The 17643-nt window shown below is 49.5% G+C and carries 15 protein-coding genes; 6 read left to right on the forward strand and 9 right to left on the reverse strand.

Annotated elements, in window-relative coordinates; genetic code table 11:
* Positions 1–48: 48 nt before the first annotated feature.
* The 8 genes from BM202_RS07900 to BM202_RS07935 all read right to left on the reverse strand — a co-directional run bounded on the left by BM202_RS07900 (position 49) and on the right by BM202_RS07935 (position 10891).
* A complete protein-coding gene (locus tag BM202_RS07900; protein WP_093824689.1) occupies positions 49–1590 on the reverse strand; it encodes an alpha-N-arabinofuranosidase in 1542 nt (513 codons plus the stop codon).
* A gap of 134 nt (positions 1591–1724) precedes the next feature.
* Positions 1725–3221 carry an L-arabinose isomerase gene (gene araA / locus BM202_RS07905; protein ID WP_093824690.1) on the reverse strand — a complete coding sequence of 499 codons (1497 nt, stop codon included), beginning with the start codon at positions 3219–3221 and terminating at the stop codon, positions 1725–1727.
* Entirely contained in the window at positions 3214–4884 is a 1671-nt protein-coding gene (locus BM202_RS07910; RefSeq protein WP_093824692.1) for a ribulokinase, read from the reverse strand. The genes araA and BM202_RS07910 overlap by 8 nt, the downstream gene beginning before the upstream one ends.
* Positions 4885–5086: 202 nt before the next feature.
* A complete protein-coding gene (locus tag BM202_RS07915) occupies positions 5087–5788 on the reverse strand; it encodes an NUDIX hydrolase (RefSeq protein WP_093824693.1) in 702 nt (233 codons plus the stop codon).
* A gap of 187 nt (positions 5789–5975) precedes the next feature.
* Positions 5976–6953 (reverse strand): tryptophan--tRNA ligase, encoded by a 978-nt coding sequence (trpS, locus tag BM202_RS07920; protein ID WP_093824695.1) that lies wholly within the window; start codon positions 6951–6953, stop codon positions 5976–5978.
* A 108-nt stretch (positions 6954–7061) separates the two neighbouring features.
* Positions 7062–9329 carry an NADP-dependent malic enzyme gene (locus BM202_RS07925; RefSeq protein ID WP_093824696.1) on the reverse strand — a complete coding sequence of 756 codons (2268 nt, stop codon included), beginning with the start codon at positions 9327–9329 and terminating at the stop codon, positions 7062–7064.
* A 76-nt stretch (positions 9330–9405) separates the two neighbouring features.
* On the reverse strand, positions 9406–10434 hold the full coding sequence (locus BM202_RS07930) for a hypothetical protein (RefSeq protein ID WP_093824698.1): 1029 nt from the start codon (positions 10432–10434) through the stop codon (positions 9406–9408).
* 40 nt (positions 10435–10474) lie between these two features.
* Complete coding sequence (locus tag BM202_RS07935) at positions 10475–10891, reverse strand: hotdog fold thioesterase (protein ID WP_093824700.1); 417 nt, start codon at positions 10889–10891, stop codon at positions 10475–10477.
* A gap of 167 nt (positions 10892–11058) precedes the next feature.
* Here BM202_RS07935 and BM202_RS07940 point away from each other — a divergent pair, with 167 nt between their 5' ends.
* The 6 genes from BM202_RS07940 (at position 11059) to BM202_RS07965 (ending at position 16635) form a co-directional block, all read left to right on the forward strand.
* Positions 11059–11697 carry a histidine phosphatase family protein gene (locus BM202_RS07940; RefSeq protein WP_093825192.1) on the forward strand — a complete coding sequence of 213 codons (639 nt, stop codon included), beginning with the start codon at positions 11059–11061 and terminating at the stop codon, positions 11695–11697.
* 133 nt (positions 11698–11830) lie between these two features.
* Positions 11831–12949 carry a sensor histidine kinase gene (locus tag BM202_RS07945; RefSeq protein ID WP_093825194.1) on the forward strand — a complete coding sequence of 373 codons (1119 nt, stop codon included), beginning with the start codon at positions 11831–11833 and terminating at the stop codon, positions 12947–12949.
* Between the two features lie 95 nt (positions 12950–13044).
* Complete coding sequence (locus tag BM202_RS07950) at positions 13045–13779, forward strand: LytR/AlgR family response regulator transcription factor (RefSeq protein ID WP_093824702.1); 735 nt, start codon at positions 13045–13047, stop codon at positions 13777–13779.
* 109 nt (positions 13780–13888) lie between these two features.
* The gene (locus BM202_RS07955) at positions 13889–14686 is read left to right on the forward strand and encodes a DUF3298 and DUF4163 domain-containing protein (protein WP_093824705.1); all 798 of its coding nucleotides are present in this window, start codon (positions 13889–13891) and stop codon (positions 14684–14686) included.
* Positions 14687–14812: 126 nt separating this feature from the next.
* A complete protein-coding gene (locus BM202_RS07960; protein WP_093824707.1) occupies positions 14813–16351 on the forward strand; it encodes a hypothetical protein in 1539 nt (512 codons plus the stop codon).
* Complete coding sequence (locus tag BM202_RS07965; RefSeq protein WP_093824709.1) at positions 16348–16635, forward strand: hypothetical protein; 288 nt, start codon at positions 16348–16350, stop codon at positions 16633–16635. The genes BM202_RS07960 and BM202_RS07965 overlap by 4 nt, the downstream gene beginning before the upstream one ends.
* A 471-nt stretch (positions 16636–17106) precedes the next feature.
* Here the strand turns inward: BM202_RS07965 and BM202_RS07975 are convergent, their stop codons facing one another.
* A complete protein-coding gene (locus BM202_RS07975) occupies positions 17107–17592 on the reverse strand; it encodes a group II truncated hemoglobin (RefSeq protein ID WP_093824713.1) in 486 nt (161 codons plus the stop codon).
* Positions 17593–17643: the final 51 nt, after the last annotated feature.

Raw genomic sequence — 17643 nt, forward strand, 5'->3', positions numbered from 1 at the left:
AGTGGAAATAGTAGCAAACACTCTTGCACTCTTTCGCCCTTTCACTACTTAAAGTTCTAAAACTACCACCGACACGGGCGGCAACGTAACGGTCAGGTTATCGCCGTTTAGTTTGGCTCCGGTAAAAGGTACAGGCTTGATTTTGTTAGGATTATCAAACGTATTATGATCCTGCATTTTGGCCGATGCCAATATTCGACCCGTTATGCCCGACGCTTTGATTCCTTTCAGATTCACCGAAATTTCCTGCGGTTTGTTGGCGTCGATATTCACGAGAGAGATGTGAACTTTACCCGCCTTGTCGCGCGAGGCCGATACCGAAATGGCAGGCAGTTTTGTATCACCAACGGTATAATCGTCGGATTTTACATCAATAGGAATCAACGTAGCGTCCTGGTGTACATTATACATCTCCAGTACATGGTACGTTGGCGTGAGCAGTAATTTCTCCTTGTCGGTCAGAATAACTGCCTGCAATACGTTGATCGCCTGCGCCAGATTGGCCATGCGTACCCGCTCGGCGTGTTTGTGGAAAATGTTGAGCGTCATACCGGCCAGCATGGCATCGCGCATGGTGTTTTGCTGGTACAGAAACCCCGGATTTGTGCCGGGCTCTACGTTGTACCACGAACCCCATTCGTCTACAATCAGGGCTACCTTTTTCTGTGGATCGTACTTGTCCATGACCGCCGAGTGTTTCTGAATCAGCTCATCCATCTTGTACGCTTCTTTCAGGGTTCGGGCATACTCGCTTTCGGTGAAATTAGTGGCCGATCCTTTTTTGCCAGCGTCCCAGCTAAACACCGAATAATGGTGCATCGCCAGCCCTTCGAGCATGTTCACCGGAATATTTTTCATGAGCGTTTCGGTCCAGTTGTAATCGTCATCACTGGCGCCTGAGGCAATCCGAAAAATCTTTTCAGTGCCCACTTGTGAGTTCATAAACGTACTGTACTGCCGGTAAATGTTGGCGTAGTAATCGGGTTTCATGTTTCCACCGCACCCCCAGGCTTCGTTCCCTACGCCCCAGAACCGTACATTCCACGGTTTCTCGCGACCGTTTTGCTGCCGTAAGTTCGACATCGGGCTGTTCTTCTCGAAGTTGACATACTGCACCCACTCGCTCAGATCCTGCACCGTACCACTCCCGACATTGCCCGCCAGATACGGTTCCGTGCCTAATAACTCGCACATATTCAGGAAGTCGTGTGTACCGAAGCTATTGTCTTCCGTAACACCGCCCCACCACGTATTAACGATTTTTGGCCGTTTCGCTTTTGGTCCGATTCCATCTTTCCAGTGATACGTATCGGCAAAGCAACCACCCGGCCAGCGCAGATTCGGAATTTTGAGTTTCTTCAGGGCATTGACAACATCCAGACGTACCCCGTTTTTGTTCGGGATTTTTGTGTTGTTTTCGCCCACATAAAACCCTTCGTAGATGCACCGGCCCAGGTGTTCGGCAAAGTGACCGTATATGTGGCGGCTGATGACGGTTTTTCCTTCATCGGCATTGAGCGTCACTTTGTTCTGCGCCGAAGCAATGAGAGTCAGGCAGGCAAACGCAAGGGTTGTTAGTTGTTTTTTCATAGGAAAGGTTTGGGAATATATTTTTGTCGCAGCATTTTACCCGGCCCCTCCCCTGTTTTCCAGGGGAGGGGCCGGGGGTGGGGTAAATTAAGTCAAAGCAACAGAGCCACTACTTAACCCGGCGGTACAATTCATCAATAAGACCGGTATGCCGCTTCGCTCCAGCGTAGTTCGTTTTTCAGTTGACGCAATTTGGTATCCTGGTCAATGACGACCAGTTCAACCCCGAAAATATCGGCGAAATCTTCCATGTGTTCTGTCGTCAGGTTTTGGCTATAGACAGTATGGTGCGCTCCGCCAGCCAGAATCCAGGCGGCACAGCCCGTTTGCATGTCGGGAAGGGGTTTCCAGATCGCACGGGCTACGGGTAGTTTGGGCAACGCTTCGGGGACTTCTACGGCTTCTACTTCGTTGACCAGCAGCCGGAAACGATTTCCCATGTCGATGAGCGATACGTTAATGGCTGGTCCTGCGGGTGCATTGAACACCAACCGAACCGGATCGGCTTTGCCGCCAATGCCTAACGGATGAATTTCGCAGGTTGGTTTGCCAGCGGCAATGGATGGGCAGATTTCGAGCATGTGCGACCCCAGCACCAGCGGATTACCAGGATCAAAGTGATACGTATAATCTTCCATAAATGAGTTACCGCCGGGTAAACCTGCCGCCATCACTTTCAGAGTCCGTACCATCGCCGACGTTTTCCAGTCGCCTTCACCACCAAAGCCATAGCCATCGGCCATCAGGCGCTGCGATGGAATGCCGGGTAACTGCGTCATGCCGTGCAGATCTTCAAACGTATCAGTGTAGGCGGAGAAGTTACCATCTTTCAGAAACGCCCGTAGCCCAATTTCAATTTTAGCCGCATCCCGAAGCGAACTATGTTGCGCTCCGCCTTTTAACAAAGAAGCTATCAGTGTATAGCTGTCGGCGTATTCGGTTACCAGGTTATCGATCTCAGCGTCCGTCACCTGATTGATGACCGCCACCAGATCGCCAATGCCGTGCGTGTTTACTGACATGCCGAACGTCATTTCAGCGGCCACTTTGTCGCCATCGGTTACGGCCACCTGCCGCATATTATCACCAAAACGCACAACTTTCATGGTCTTTAACTCATAGGCAGCTACGGCCACCCGTGTCCAGGACGCAATTTTTGCAATAACATCGGGTTGCTGCCAGAAACCAACCACCACTTTGCGGTTCAAACGCATCCGTGACATCATAAACCCAAATTCACGGTCGCCGTGGGCCGACTGATTGAGGTTCATGAAGTCCATGTCAATGTCGCCCCAGGGAATGTCGCGGTTGAATTGCGTATGGAGGTGAAGCAACGGTTTTTTCAGTACGGTCAATCCCCGAATCCACATTTTGGCGGGCGAGAAGGTATGCATCCAGGTGATGATGCCCACGCAATTCGGTGCTACGTTCGCTTCCTGACAGATGGCGTAAATTTCGTCTGGTGTTTTCACCACGGGTTTGAAAACGACCCGCACCGGAACCTGCGGAGCGTTGCCCAGAAATTCGGCAATAATAAGCGAGTGGGCGTCGACTTGTTTTAGCGTTTCTTCGCCGTACAGGTGTTGGCTACCGGTGATAAACCAGACTTCAAATTGTTTCAGATCAAGCATGCTGCGTTGCAAATTGGGAACTGTTAACTTGTTTATTTTCAATAAAAGCACCCAGTGACAGGTACTTCTGGTAGAGCGTTTCGTAGATCGATGCCTGCGCTGGACGAGGGTAATATTCGGCATCGAAGCCTGAGCCCATCGCTTTCTGGGCAGCTTCCATGGTTGGGTGAACGCCAGCCGCTACAGACGCGCACATAGCGGCACCCAACGCACACGCCTGATCAGCACTGGCTACCTGGATGGGCTTATTCAGTACGTCGGCGAGGGTTTGCATCACGAACGGCGATTTTTTTGCGACCCCACCAATCGCAATTACTTTTTTGATTGGGACACCTTCCTCGATAAATCGGTCCACGATACTGCGGGAACCAAAGGCCGTAGCCTCCACTAATGCTTTGAATATTTTGGCTGAATCCGTACCTAAGTTTAGCCCTGCAATAGCCGCCTTGAGTGTGTGATTCGCATCGGGCGTCCGGCGACCGTTGATCCAGTCCAGGGCGATTAGGTCATTTTCAGTAACGGGTAGCTTCGCTGCCTGAGCCGACAGATGCGGAATGAGCTGACGGCTTAACGTATCGGCCGCTTCGTCGCCCAATAGCTCACGTACCGGATTGATGATCAGGCGGGAAAACCAGGCGTAAACGTCACCAAAAGCCGATTGCCCCGCTTCCAGTCCGAGCATCCCCGGCGCTACAGAGCCGTCTACCTGACCGCAAATTCCCCGGATGAGCCGATGCCCGATTTCTTCGTTGGGCGCCATCAGAATGTCGCAGGTAGACGTACCGATAATGCGAACGAAAGCATACGGCTCAATTTCAGCACCGATGGCGCCCATGTGCGCGTCGAAGGCGCCCACACCGATCACTACGTCGGTAGACAGCCCCAGTTTCTCCGCCCATCCTGCTGAGAGATTACCCATTGGTTTATCGGCGGTGTAGGTATCGGTGAAGAGCCGATCACGAAGTCCACCAAGCAATGGATCAAGTTTTGTCAGAAATTCATCGGACGGTAAGCCATCGAATTCGCTGTGCCATAAGGCTTTATGTCCAGCCGCACAGCGCGACCGACGTAACGTCAGCGGGTTTGTATTACCCGTGAGCACTGCCGAAATCCAGTCGCAGTGTTCAACCCACGAAAAGGCGTGTTCCCGAACGGCTTCATCAACACGTAGCGTCCGTAACATCTTGGCCCAGAACCACTCCGACGAATAAATTCCCCCTACGTATTTCGTGTAATCGACATCCCAGTGATGCGCCAGCTTGTTGATTTCCTCCGCTTCGGCGTTGGCCGTGTGATCTTTCCAGAGAATAAACATCCCATTCGGATTCTCGGCAAAATCGGGACGTAGCGCCAGTGGTAAACCAGTTTCATCGACCGGGCCGGGCGTAGAACCCGTCGTGTCAATCGAAATGCCAACCACCTGCTGCCGAACATCGGAGGGAGCTTGCGCTAAAGCACCAATAATCGTCGCTTCCAGCCCTTCGAGATAATCGAGGGGGTGCTGGCGAAATTGTGAGGTAGCTGGATCGCAGTAAAGGCCCTGTTTCCATCGGGCGTATTCGTGTACGTGTGTGCCAACGGCTTGTCCCGTCTGGGCATCAACGACCAGCGCCCTGACCGAGTCGCTACCGAAATCCACACCGATCACATATTGGTTTTTCATGGTTTAAGGGTGCTTCCCTGATCAAAAATTATATCTGATGAACGTTCAGCGTTACGTAGAAAGTGGCTCTGTTTAGGGATAGTGTCTTATTGACACAATATTACAGCGTCATTGTGTTATTTCCATGAGAAATAGCAATAATTTTTTCAACCTACAAGGTCTTCAAAGCTCTATAGGTTTTTCAGTGCTGATTTTAAGTTGACTAAGCCAATGTCAGTTCAGGGAAAAAGCTGACATAGTCCGTAAGATACTGTTGATACTTTTCGGCGTTCAGGCGATACAGCTGCCCTTTCTTCGTAACCGAGTTGGTATCCTTCTCGCCCGTGCCAATTAATAAGTCGGTCGATAAGATTTTCCGGCTGAAGTTTCGTCGGTCGAGGGGTGTTTTAAAGATGGCTTCGTACACCTTTTGAAGCTGCGGAATTGTAAATTTTTCGGGCATAAGCTCAAACCCAATCGCGTGCAGGGCGGCTTTATAGCGCAGCCGATGCATAGCCTGCTCAACCATGGCGTTGTGATCGAAAATCAGGTTGGGTTTAGCGCTCAGATTAATCCATGAGGCATTGTGGGAGCGAATGGCGTTCACATCCTGATCCTGAATATTAACCAGGGCGTAATAAACCACCGAAATGGTACGTTCGACCGGGTCGCGATTTATGGCACCAAAGGTTTGCAGCTGTTCAAGATACGTATTGGTCATCCCGGTCAAATCAAACAGAATCCGTTGGGCAGCGGCTTCCAAGTCTTCATTATCGTTCAGGAATCCACCCATCAACGACCACTTGCCAAACTCAGGTTCGAAATTTCGCTTGATGAGTAGCAGTTTGATCTCCTCCCCATCAAAACCGAAGATGATGCAGTCAAGAGCAACGAGAATCCGGCTTGGGTGTGTATAATGGATCATAATAATTATCAACAGAAAGTTAGATCAAGCCGGATGGTGTGTACGCAACACAATTATAAGGAAAGATGGGTATACTCACCAAATCGTGCTATGTATGTACACTATAAAAAAGGGCTTTCACTACGTAGTGAAAGCCCCGAAAATAGTAAACGTATCGACTTTAAACCGCTAAGCTGTAGAGTAGGCTTTAGCTAAACCCCAACTTCTCCCGAACGCGCGCAATCGTTTTTCCGGCCACGATGCGTGCTTTTGCCTCACCAGCCTGAAGTTCAGCTTCGAGGGCCTCGTGGTGCGTCATGTAATAATTGAAGCGCTCACGCTCATCGGCAAACTGCTCAACAATGAGTTCATAAAAGGCTTTCTTTGCCATGCCGTAGCCGTAATTGCCACCTTCGTACAGGCCCCGCATCGTTGCGATCTGCTCATCTGATGCCAGCAGTGAATATAACTGGAACGTAATGTCGGCGTCGGGATTCTTCGGTTCTTCGAGTGGTGTAGAGTCCGATTTGATTTTCTTGATCACTTTCCAAAGCTCATTTTCGGGCAGGAAAATGTCGATGTAGTTGTTATACGACTTGCTCATTTTAGCGCCGTCGATGCCGGGGATCGTCATGAGTCGGTCGTCGATACGTGGTTCGGGAAGCACAAATACCTCATCTTCATATTGATGGTTGAACGTACTGGCAATGTCGCGCGTCATTTCGATGTGCTGCCGCTGGTCTTTCCCGACGGGAATAATCTCGGCGTCGTAGAGCAGAATATCGGCTGCCTGCAAAACCGGATAGACGAATAAGCCTGCGTTCACGGCAGAAGCCGACCGATTGGATTTTTCCTTGAAGGAAGTTGCATTGTTGAGCATCGCAAAGGGCGTAAAGCAACTCAGGTGCCACGCCAATTCTGTATGCTCAGCTACCCGCGACTGCCGCCAGAATGTGTTTTTCTCCGTGTCCAGCCCAAACGCCAGCCACGTAGCGGCTACGGCGCGCGTAAACTCCCGGCGCATTGGACCGTCCTTGATGGTTGTTAGCGAGTGCAGATCGGCAATGAACAGAAACGACTCATTATCGGGTTGTTTCGATAAGTCAATTGCGGGCTTGATGGCCCCGAGAATGTTGCCCAAATGCGGTCGTCCGCTACTTTGGATACCAGTTAAGATTCGTGCCATGTATGGAATGATGAATGATAAATGATGAATGATGAATGATTTCTAACAAAAGCCATTCATTATTCATCATTCATCATTCACAGTTTGTAATTCATCATTCGTAAAAACTTATTTTCCTTGAGCTTCAACGACAGCAATGGCCACCATGTTGACAATTTCGCGTTCGGAGGAGCCTAATTGTAGTACATAAACCGGCTTGCGAATGCCGAGCAGAATCGGGCCGATGGTGTCGAAACCAGCGGCTTCGCTCATTAAGTTATAGGCAATATTAGCGGCTGATAAGTTCGGGAAAATAAGCGTATTCGCGCCTTCACCGACTAATTTACTGAATGGGTGATTCTGCTGAAGCAATTCCGTATTGAAAGCTAAGTGGGCCTGAATTTCTCCATCCACCACTAAATCCGGATGCTTTCGTTGCAGAATTTCGACAGCACGATTCATTTTCTCCGCATCGTCGCCCTTCGCACTGCCAAAATTTGAATACGTTACCAGCGCGATACGTGGCTTAATATTGAACCGCTCAACGGTCTGAGCCGTCAACTCGGTTATCTCGACAATCTCCTCGGCGGTAGGGTTGAAATTTACCGTCGTATCCGAGAAAAACAAGGGACCGCGTTTGGTGAGGAGAATGTACATCCCGGCTACTTTCTGCACGCCCGGTTCCTTGCCAATAACCTGTAAGGCTGGACGGATAGTATCCGGATAGCTACGTGTCAAACCGGAGATCAGTGCGTCCGCTTCACCCGTTTCAACCATCATGGCACCGAAGTAATTGCGGATGTTCATTAATTTCCGGGCTTCGGTGGCGTTCACGCCCTTGCGTTTGCGCTTCTCGAAGTACAGATCGCCAAACCGTTGAATCAGTGGTTCCTGCTCGGGCGACCGTGGATCAATGATCGGGATTTGCCCCAGATCGAGGCCACTTTCCTGAATGATTTGCTGGATTTTGGCCGTCTCTCCCAACAGAATTGGATGGGCAATGCCTTCATCCCGAACCTGTTGTGCAGCTTTGAGTACTTTTAAATTCTCCGCGTCGGCAAACACAACACGCTTCGGGTTGGCTTTGGCTTTGGTCAGAATTACCCGCGAAATCTGGTTGTCCTGGCCCAGCCGTCGGGCGAGTTGATGCTCGTAGGCCTCCCAGTCAGTAATGGGTAGCCGTGCAACGCCCGACTCAATAGCGGCTCGCGCCACAGCCGGAGCTACCGTTGCCAGCAGGCGCGGATCAACAGGTTTCGGTAGGATGTATGTCCGCCCGAAAATCATGTTCGATTCGCCATATGCCAGATTGACCAGATCCGGAACTGGTTTTTTAGCCAGATCAGCCAGCGCATACGTAGCGGCCAGTTTCATGGCTTCGTTAATTTCCGTAGCCCGTACGTCCAGCGCTCCCCGGAAAATGTACGGAAAGCCCAGAACGTTGTTGACCTGGTTGGGGTAGTCTGATCGACCCGTTGCCATGATAATGTCGGGCCGGGCAGCCATCGCGTCGTCGTAACTTATTTCGGGAACTGGATTAGCCATTGCAAAGACAATGGCGTTCTCTGCCATAGCGCGAATGTTGTCCTGACTGACGATGTTGCCCTTCGAAAGTCCCACGAATATGTCGGCCCCCACAAAGGCATCGGCTAATGAATGAATGTCGCGCGACGTAGCAAACGGGCGCATAATGTCGCTTAGGTCCGTACGATCCGTACGTAGCGGTCCGTTCACGTCGAACATGACAATGTTTTCGACTTTAGCCCCTAATGCTACGTATTGACGGGTGCAGGAAATCGCAGCGGCTCCGGCGCCAAGAATAACAAACTGAGCGGTCTCAATTTTCTTGCCAACCAGTTCGAGCGCGTTGAGCAGGGCGGCCCCGCTCACGATGGCCGTACCGTGCTGGTCGTCGTGCATGACCGGAATGTTCATGTCCCGTTTGAGCCGCTCCTCAATTTCGAAACACTCCGGCGCTTTGATATCCTCCAGATTGACCCCGCCAAACGTCGGTTCCATGATCTTAACCGTACGCACAAACTCGTCTATATTCTTGGTATTCAACTCAATGTCAAATACGTCGATGTCGGCATAAATTTTAAAGAGTAACCCTTTGCCTTCCATAACGGGTTTGCTGGCCGCCGGACCAATGTCGCCCAGGCCTAAAACGGCCGTCCCATTACTGATAACAGCGACAAGATTGCCTTTGGCGGTGTATTTAAAGGCATCGTCGGGGTTGGCTTCGATAGCCAGACAAGGCTCCGCTACGCCCGGCGAATAAGCTAATGAGAGGTCGCGCTGGGTGCTGTACTCTTTGGTCGGAATGACTTCGAGTTTACCCGGACGCCCTTTGGAATGGTAATCAAGGGCATCTTCGCGCCGGATTTTCTGATTCATATTACGGTTGTTGATGAGTATCCTGTCTCAACGTTTGGGAGCGCGAAGGTACGGAAAAAGTGAGCGGGGTTGCCAATCAATTCGCCCGGAGAACTTTATGCCGGTCTACATACGCCCAACCCGTCCAGCAAAAAAGCAGTAAAACACTCAGTAGGAAAGTACGCTGGCCGGGGTTCGTATGTATCGGTTCGACAACGGGTTTGGACGTCTTAATGTGAACAGCCCCATCCTGGCTGACACCAAAAACCAGAATCTGTTTGTAGTTGTCGTATTTGTCGCCAACTGTAAGCGGTTCGGTTTTTATTAATTTTTTGCGGTAATCGCTTTCCCGAATGAGTAGTTCAATGGGCTTCTGTGTCGTAATGGCCCATTTTAAGGTGTCTAAACGGACATCATAATTTCGGCGCGAGACATAAAACGAAAAGGCCGGATGGGTACGTAGTGAAATCATTACACCTTTAAGCCTGCCTTTAGGCTGCTCTTCGATAATCTTATCAACAATGTCAGTAACCGGAACAAGCCGGGCTGGTTTTGGGTTGGCCGGATTATGCGCTACGTAGCCGAAGGTGATATTTGCCGCAATAAATAAAGCTAGCCCAGCAATCATCCAGCGAAGCCGGTTCCGTTCGGCCAGGGTCAAAACTTTCTGATAGGCAATCGACTTGCCATACTGGCCAAAAGATTCTTTCAGTAAGTCGTATTCCTCAAACTCGTTTGAATCAATACTAAGGTAATTCGTTTGCAGATAGACAGTTAAGACGGAAAACGTACCTCCTCTATCAACTTCCAGCCGTTCGTTGTGGGCCAGAATAGCTTTGTAATCGAACTGTTTCGGTGATTGCCACAGTTTCTTGATCGTGAAATGATTACCTGCCAACTCAATACGTATAGTTTGCCGCCAATACGCTACCAAAAGCGGAACCCAGATAAAGCCAAATGCCGCCCAGAAGATCGGAGCGACACTGAGATCAGGATATTCCTGCCCGCTGGTGGCGATCATGAAGGGCACAAAAATCGTTGACGCGAAAAGCAACAAAAGCATCAGCCATTTAAGACGTAGCGCTTTGTGGCTGACCTTGAAAATCCGTTCCTGCTGACTTACCATAGGACAAGCCGTTTTCGTGAAGGTAGCTGTTCACTTTACCTTAACCCCCAATAATGGCAATAGTTAATCGGCTTACGCACACTAGCTTGCCTTGTCCGTCGGTGATACGTATGTCCCACACATGCGTGGTGCGGCCCGTGTGAATAGGGGTGCACCGACCATAGACCCAGCCTTCACGTACCGAGCGAAGGTGATTTGCGTTGATCTCCAGGCCAACGGCCTGTTGCCTGGATGGGTCATCCAGGAGCATCCAGGAAGCTACACTGCCCAGTGACTCGGCCAGCACAACGGATGCTCCACCGTGTAGAATCCCGAATGGTTGGTGCGTGCGGCCATCTACCGGCATTCGGGCGATAAGATACCCTTCTCCTGCTTCGGTGAACTCAATACCCAGATGCTTGACAATCGAATCGGCATGGGCAAATTCAAGGTTACTCAGATCAAAGCCAGCTTTCATACTATATTAAATTGAAAAGGTTATAAATCCTGAAATCATTGCTCAAGTTTCGTAGTAACATTGGCATTGGACCATGAAACATGGCGCGTTGTAACAGATAAATGCAGCGTTTTTGTGTAATTTTGCGGGTCAATTTTGGAAAAATTTGCCATTCGACACCAGTACGCTTGACACAAAAAACAATTTATCTGATTCGCCACGGCGAAACTGACTACAACCGACGGGGCGTGGTCCAGGGAAGTGGCGTCGATTCTGACCTCAACGATATGGGACGGGCACAAGCAATGGCTTTCTTTCAGGCTTATCAGCATGTGCCCTTTAACAAGATTTATATCTCCGGTCTGAAACGTACGTATCAAACGGCCGAGCCCTTTATGGAGCTAGGTGTGCCCTATGAGAAACTGACCGGCCTGAATGAAATTAGTTGGGGCGTAATGGAAGGTAAAGCCCCCGGCAATCTAGACAATGAATACTACAGCAGTCTGGTTAAAGCCTGGTCCTCAGGTGACACCAGCGTGACGACGGAAGGGGGCGAAAGCCCTGACCAGGTAGTTGTTCGCCAGAAAGTAGCCATTGACACGATTCTCTCACATCCCGACGAAAAGCTTGTTCTGGTGGCTATGCATGGCCGGGCGATGCGTATTCTGCTTTGCTGGATTACCAATCAGCCGCTTTCGGAAATGGATCATTTTGAGCACAGTAATCTTTGCCTCTATAAGCTTCAGTATGATTACGATTCTGCGACGTTCACGATCGAACTGTCTAACGATACGTCGCATTTGCTGTCGCTGGCCATGATGCACTGATTCATTACCAGTCAATGGGTTGAGTTAACCAATAATCCAGACATTTTCCCGCTGATAACGGATAGTTGGTTCGTGTGTATTGGTTACCGTATATTCGCTCATTGTCCGGTAGTAGGGGCGCGATGAAATGGATATGTCAAAGCAGAAAATATATTGGTTCTGTCAGCTTTTCGGCTGGTCGCTCCTCATTATGGTGGAGTACGTGGCCTACGTACTGGAATCTGATTCTGGCTTTGATCCCGACGCGTTATATTTAGCCATTGCCAATATTTTTCTTGGTATTACCCTTACCCATCTCTATCGGCTTATGCTTCGTCGGTGGAACTGGGTACGCTTACCTTTTTTCCGATTGGCACCGCGTGTACTGCTGTCCATTTGTGTTCTGTCCCTGATTATGACAATGGTCAATATCCCTGTTGACCGAAAGTTGTTTCCTCAATATTTCTCTGAGGAACCGTGGATCATAATCGGTTATCTGATAAGCTGGGGGAAAAGTATGCTCACCTGGGTGCTCAGCTACACGACGTATCACTACGTGGAGGAGAACCGAAATGCCGAAATTGAGAAGATTTTGCTCAAAACAAACATTCGCGAAACGGAGGCCAAGGTGTTACGGTCGCAATTGAATCCTCACTTCGTATTCAACGCGTTGAACAGCATTCGGGCGCTGGTGTACGAAAACCCAACCAAGGCGCAACAGAGCATTACGCAACTCTCTAATCTGCTACGTAACTCGCTCCTGGCCGATCGGCGTAAAACGGTTGAACTCCGTGAAGAAATCAAAACCGTTGAGGATTATCTGGCATTGGAAAAAGTTCGTTACGAAGAACGTTTAGACTCACATATCGACCTTGATGGACGGACGTTGTTCTGGCAGGTGCCGCCGATGATGTTGCAAACGCTAGTCGAAAACGCCATCAAACATGGCGTGTCAACGGCTGTTGGTGGGGGGTTTGTGGAGGTTCGATCTACGATCGTAACGGATAAATTGCACATCATAATTCGAAATACGGGTGTTCTGGGCGACAAAGAAGCGTCTGGCGGGTTTGGGTTAGCCAACACGGCCCAACGGCTCGAACTCCTTTACGGCCCCGAAGCGCAATTCCATATTTTTCAGGAAGACAGTCGTGATCAAACAGACCGACCCAGTGTATTGCACAACAATGGACCGGTCGTTTGTGCAGAAATAACGATTCCTGCCCAATCGGAAGGGATGTTCCGAAAATCAGTCAGCCAGTCGGTGATTCAGTAGATTGGTGAGTGACCGACGCGCGTATGTTAGGTACTGATTCCGGTATTGATTGACTGACGACCACATGCTGACTTCCTAATACATTAATAATCAATATGAAAACCCTTATTATCGACGATGAACGGCTGGCCCGCAATGAACTGCGTCGGCTGCTCGAAAATTTCCCCAAAATTCAGATCATAGGCGAAGCTGCTAACGCCGACGAAGCCCTCCCTATGATCGATGAGCTGGAGCCGGATCTGCTGTTTCTGGACATTCAGATGCCGGGTAAAAATGGCTTCGAGTTGTTGCAGTCCATCGAAGGCAAAACGCCGGAGGTAATTTTTACGACGGCTTTTGATGAGTATGCTATTAAGGCGTTTGAGTTCAATGCACTCGATTATTTGCTCAAACCGGTCGAACTGGCCCGTTTATCCGAAGCGATTCATCGGGTAGAAGAAGAACAGCACGTTCCCGAATCATCCGGCGTATCACCGGGAATATCGACAAAAATGCTGGGCGAAAATGACCAGGTATTTGTGAAAGATGGCGAAAAATGCTGGTTTGTCAAATTAGGGAAAGTTCGGTTGTTCGAGTCGATGGGTAACTATGTACGACTTTATTTTGATGATCAGAAACCGCTGGTTCTTAAGTCGTTGAATGCGCTGGAAGACCGACTTAATCCCACTACTTTTTTCCGGGCCAACCGCAAGCATATCATCAATTTGCAGTGGATTGAAAAAATTGAGCCCTGGTTTAGCGGGGGCTTACTGGTTACGCTTCGGGGGGGTGATAAAATCGAAATTAGCCGACGACAGGCAATTCGGTTTAAAGATTTGTTAAGTTTGTAGTAAGTTAGAGTGACCGTTGCATTAATAACGGTCACTTTGCTTAACAATACAAACTGTTTGTCGTTTGTAGCGACTAGACCGGACACTAAACGGCTATCGCTTACCCTGTATGAAGTACTTTTTTGCTGCTATATTTTTCAGCTCAATCGGTATTTTTTCGTCTTGTTCTTCAACGTATTCCGGACCACCTGCTTTAGATCATCAACAGTATACATTTGCTGGCTCTGCTCACTGCGACACAACCCGTAACACAGGTGTTGACGTATCGGTATCGTATATTTTGTTGAAGGATGATTCGGAAGGAGCGCGAAAAATTAACGACAGCCTGCGGTTGCTGGCGGCTGGCAGCGTGGTCGGCTGGCTGGACAGCGCCACCGTAGACCGCAATCCTGAAGCCCGCACCAATCTGGTCAAAGCCGCTACGTTATTTGCCTCCGATTATGAGGCCATGCGGAAAGATATTGGTGGCCTGGGTGGTTGCTGGGAACTCAAAACCAGTGCCGATACCGTTCATGCCAGCGCAAAAACGCTGACCGTCAAGTTTGACACGTATGCCTACACCGGCGGAGCGCACCCTAATTCCAACTTATCGTTTTATACATTTGATCGGGAGACGGGAGCGATGCTGACGTTAGCCGACATGATTTCCGATACAACGGCCTTGCTGGGCCTGGTTGAAAAAACGTTTCGCGCACAACAGAAGCTGCCTCCGAAAGCGGATCTTGAAGAACAGGGGTATTTCCTGCGGGACGGCCAGTTTTTTCTCCCGGCCAACGTAGGCCTGAGTCGAGACGGATTGATTTTCTATTACAACCCCTACGAAATTGCGGCTTATGCCGTTGGCCCGATTCAGGTGACGGTTCCCTATGACCAGCTTGGGGGGATTCTGGAGAAGGATTGGTTGTAGTCGGTTTGGAGCGTTAACGTTCAAACGAAATTGATCGGCAGGGACCCCTTGCCCGCCGTTATTTCCGTATGTTTGCCTCTTTCAACGCGCCTGTCGTTACCTGACGATGGGTCGTTTGCTTGCTGTATGAAAACAAAGTGGATTGTACCGGTTGCGGCCAGCAGCCTGATTATACTCCTGTTTTTCGGGTTTAAAGTAATTCGCTTTCAAGGCTTGTATTACTCCTTCAACGACATGTACATCTTCCTGCAGGCTTCCTGTAGCTGGATGAACGGACGACCGTTGCTGTACGAAAATATCTGGGGCTACGACGACCGAATTCACAACAATTACGCGATGTTGCTGTGGGGACCGCTGATCTATGTGAGCGGAGCCTACGGCGCATTTGCCGTTCAAACGATTCTGTCGCTCCTGAGTTATGGATTGCTGCTACGTAGCCTTAGCAGGACAATGGCAAGTTGGGTCGTCTGGCTCGTTCTGTTGGTCCTGTTGGCAGGCCCTGTTTGGTTCTGGTTCAATGATCACCCTGGCATTGGGTGGCATCCTGAATTGACGTATTTCCCGCTTTCGATTCTGTTCGTGCTGGCGCTGTTTACGTATCAACGGGGCTGGTTTCTGCTAACGGCGGCCCTCATTGTACTTGTGAAGGAAGATGGTGCGTTGCTGGCCGGCGCTATTCATCTGGGATTTTTGAGCGTACACTACCTGGTTGCCGATCGGAAGCGAAACATTTTTGGTATTTTGACCCAGCCCCGATTCTGGATTGTGTTGGCTGGATGGGCGGCAGTTTTCATTGCGGGCATGGCTTTTCTGTCTTATAAAAACCACGCTGCCGAACCCGAGCCACGTTTGCAACAGGCGCTTACGGCTATACGTAACGGATTGCATAGCCGGGATTTTATTCGCAAAAATGCTACGTTGTTACTCCAGACATTTCTGCTTCTTTTGCCCTCGATAAGCATCCTGCTGTATGGATTGTATCGGGTTGGCTGGCGACAGGCGGGTAGTATTCTGCTCGTATATGGGGTAGCGCAGCTGGCGTTGCTACTCTCCAACTGGGTGCAGGGCGCAACCTATTATGGTACAAACGCTTTATTTGATCTGGTGTCATTGACATGGCCACCTCGTTTTGTGCTGGTCTATGCCTTCTCGGTGACGTACACCCTGATTGTCTGGATCTTGTTCGATGCTGGCGAGCGACCAATAGCCAGTTGGAAACCCATATTGATTGGGCTGGTGCTGATCCTCATACAACTGCCCATTGTTCAGTATGCCCGGCCCGACGTTCGATGGGTTTCCCTGTTGCGTAACGTAGTGAGGCATCGTTATGACCCCCTAAAAGAGCCTTTACTCCCGGCGTCGGATGTGGCTGTGATTCAAAACCTGGCCCAAACGATTCCAGCACACTCCAACGTGTTTGTGTTCGATTTTCTGATTCCGATCTTTCACAAGCACTACAACATCTGGCCGACCGAAAAACAGTGGGAAAATGCCGACCTGGCTATTATTCCAAAACGGGATTTTCAGAAATTAGGAGAACGCTTGCCACGGGTTATGAAAAAACCATACCGATCCATACCCTTGGCCGCTTACATTATTTTCGTCACACCGGCGTATGAGCCCTTTGTAACGGCTTCCTTATCAACTAAACCCGCATCGAAATGACACTGGAACAATTCAAGGCGTCTCTCACGCAATCTCAGCCACCATCCGATCTTCATCCCATTGTTCAGGGGCTTTGGTACGACGCCAAAGGCGATTGGGAACAGGCGCATAACATTGCACAAGGCCGCGAGGGTGACCAACCCTATGATCGACTACATGCCTACCTGCACCGAAAGGAAGGTGATCGGTTCAACGCCAATTACTGGTATCGTCGGGCAAAAGCTACGTTCTTCGACGGGTCGCTGGAAGAGGAGTGGAGGGAACTGGTACAGCAGCATTTATAATATATTATCGAGGCTCATGTTTAGTTGAAAACGAAGTCCATCCTTCGCACTATGAAAGTCTTAAGCAAGAGTTGTTTGATACTAATATTTATCCTAACAGGATGTAAGCCTACGGGTCTCAATGGGAGTTACAAAGATTTAGGCGAGTTTGAAAGTAGAATTGAAGCGCAAAATCAGGCTATTACGAATATCTTAGATCAATATAATTCACTACCACAGAACGACTATTATAAGGTAAGATATTCAGTTCGGAATTCGGCACCTACTGAGAGGAGCGAAAACGCCTTGTGGTATCATAAAGAATTATCAAGTCTGGCTCTGGAACAAGACATTCATAGCGGAGCGGTATGTCGGTGGCAAGAGGTTAGTAAAGTGGTTTTGGAGCAGGCAATTAGATCAGCTAATAGCTTGATTAAGATTGATTCATTATCGAAACCTAATCAGCCTTTTCGTCAATGTCTATAACGTACCTTAGGTAGAAATATAAGGGCCGCCGGTTTCACCCCAGCCCCATTTGGGCATTGGCGCGTCCACAGCCTCGCCAATGGTATCGGTATTGGAATTGATTACGGCCAATCGAGAGCCCCATTCCAGATACCCGACCAGCGCTGAGCGAAACTCAGGGTCATCAGGTACACCAACCTCGTCGGCCGCTTCCTGAATTAAATTGACCCAGCGACGGCGCTGAACTTCGGTCAGATTTTTGCCCATGTGATGGTGAATCATTTCATAATGACTGCCTTCTGTGTCGCTATACGTAGTTGGCCCACGAAATACTTCGGCAATGAAATGAGCGACGTGCCGGGCATGTTCCGGCGACATGCCCCGAAAAACTGGTTCCAGGATGGGGTCTTCATTGACACGCTGATAAAACAAACGGGTCCAGGCTTCAAATTTTTCCATGCCGCCCGCCCATTCATACAAGGTCGGTACTGTGGTTTTTGATTGCGTTTCCATCGGATCAACTGGTTGATTTTTCGATTAAGATAAAACGAATTAGGCAAAAAA

This window comes from Spirosoma endophyticum, assembly GCF_900112365.1.
GTDB classification, from domain to species: Bacteria; Bacteroidota; Bacteroidia; order Cytophagales; family Spirosomataceae; genus Spirosoma; species Spirosoma endophyticum.

Bases quoted from the DNA above. Each gene is read 5' to 3' on its own strand.
- BM202_RS07900 (WP_093824689.1), bottom strand. From the start codon at position 1,590: ATGAAAAAACAACTAACAACCCTTGCGTTTGCCTGCCTGACTCTCATT.
- araA (WP_093824690.1), bottom strand. From the start codon at position 3,221: ATGCTTGATCTGAAACAATTTGAAGTCTGGTTTATCACCGGTAGCCAA.
- BM202_RS07910 (WP_093824692.1), bottom strand. From the start codon at position 4,884: ATGAAAAACCAATATGTGATCGGTGTGGATTTCGGTAGCGACTCGGTC.
- BM202_RS07915 (WP_093824693.1), bottom strand. From the start codon at position 5,788: ATGATCCATTATACACACCCAAGCCGGATTCTCGTTGCTCTTGACTGC.
- trpS (WP_093824695.1), bottom strand. From the start codon at position 6,953: ATGGCACGAATCTTAACTGGTATCCAAAGTAGCGGACGACCGCATTTG.
- BM202_RS07925 (WP_093824696.1), bottom strand. From the start codon at position 9,329: ATGAATCAGAAAATCCGGCGCGAAGATGCCCTTGATTACCATTCCAAA.
- BM202_RS07930 (WP_093824698.1), bottom strand. From the start codon at position 10,434: ATGGTAAGTCAGCAGGAACGGATTTTCAAGGTCAGCCACAAAGCGCTA.
- BM202_RS07935 (WP_093824700.1), bottom strand. From the start codon at position 10,891: ATGAAAGCTGGCTTTGATCTGAGTAACCTTGAATTTGCCCATGCCGAT.
- BM202_RS07945 (WP_093825194.1), top strand. From the start codon at position 11,831: ATGTCAAAGCAGAAAATATATTGGTTCTGTCAGCTTTTCGGCTGGTCG.
- BM202_RS07950 (WP_093824702.1), top strand. From the start codon at position 13,045: ATGAAAACCCTTATTATCGACGATGAACGGCTGGCCCGCAATGAACTG.
- BM202_RS07955 (WP_093824705.1), top strand. From the start codon at position 13,889: ATGAAGTACTTTTTTGCTGCTATATTTTTCAGCTCAATCGGTATTTTT.
- BM202_RS07960 (WP_093824707.1), top strand. From the start codon at position 14,813: ATGAAAACAAAGTGGATTGTACCGGTTGCGGCCAGCAGCCTGATTATA.
- BM202_RS07965 (WP_093824709.1), top strand. From the start codon at position 16,348: ATGACACTGGAACAATTCAAGGCGTCTCTCACGCAATCTCAGCCACCA.
- BM202_RS07975 (WP_093824713.1), bottom strand. From the start codon at position 17,592: ATGGAAACGCAATCAAAAACCACAGTACCGACCTTGTATGAATGGGCG.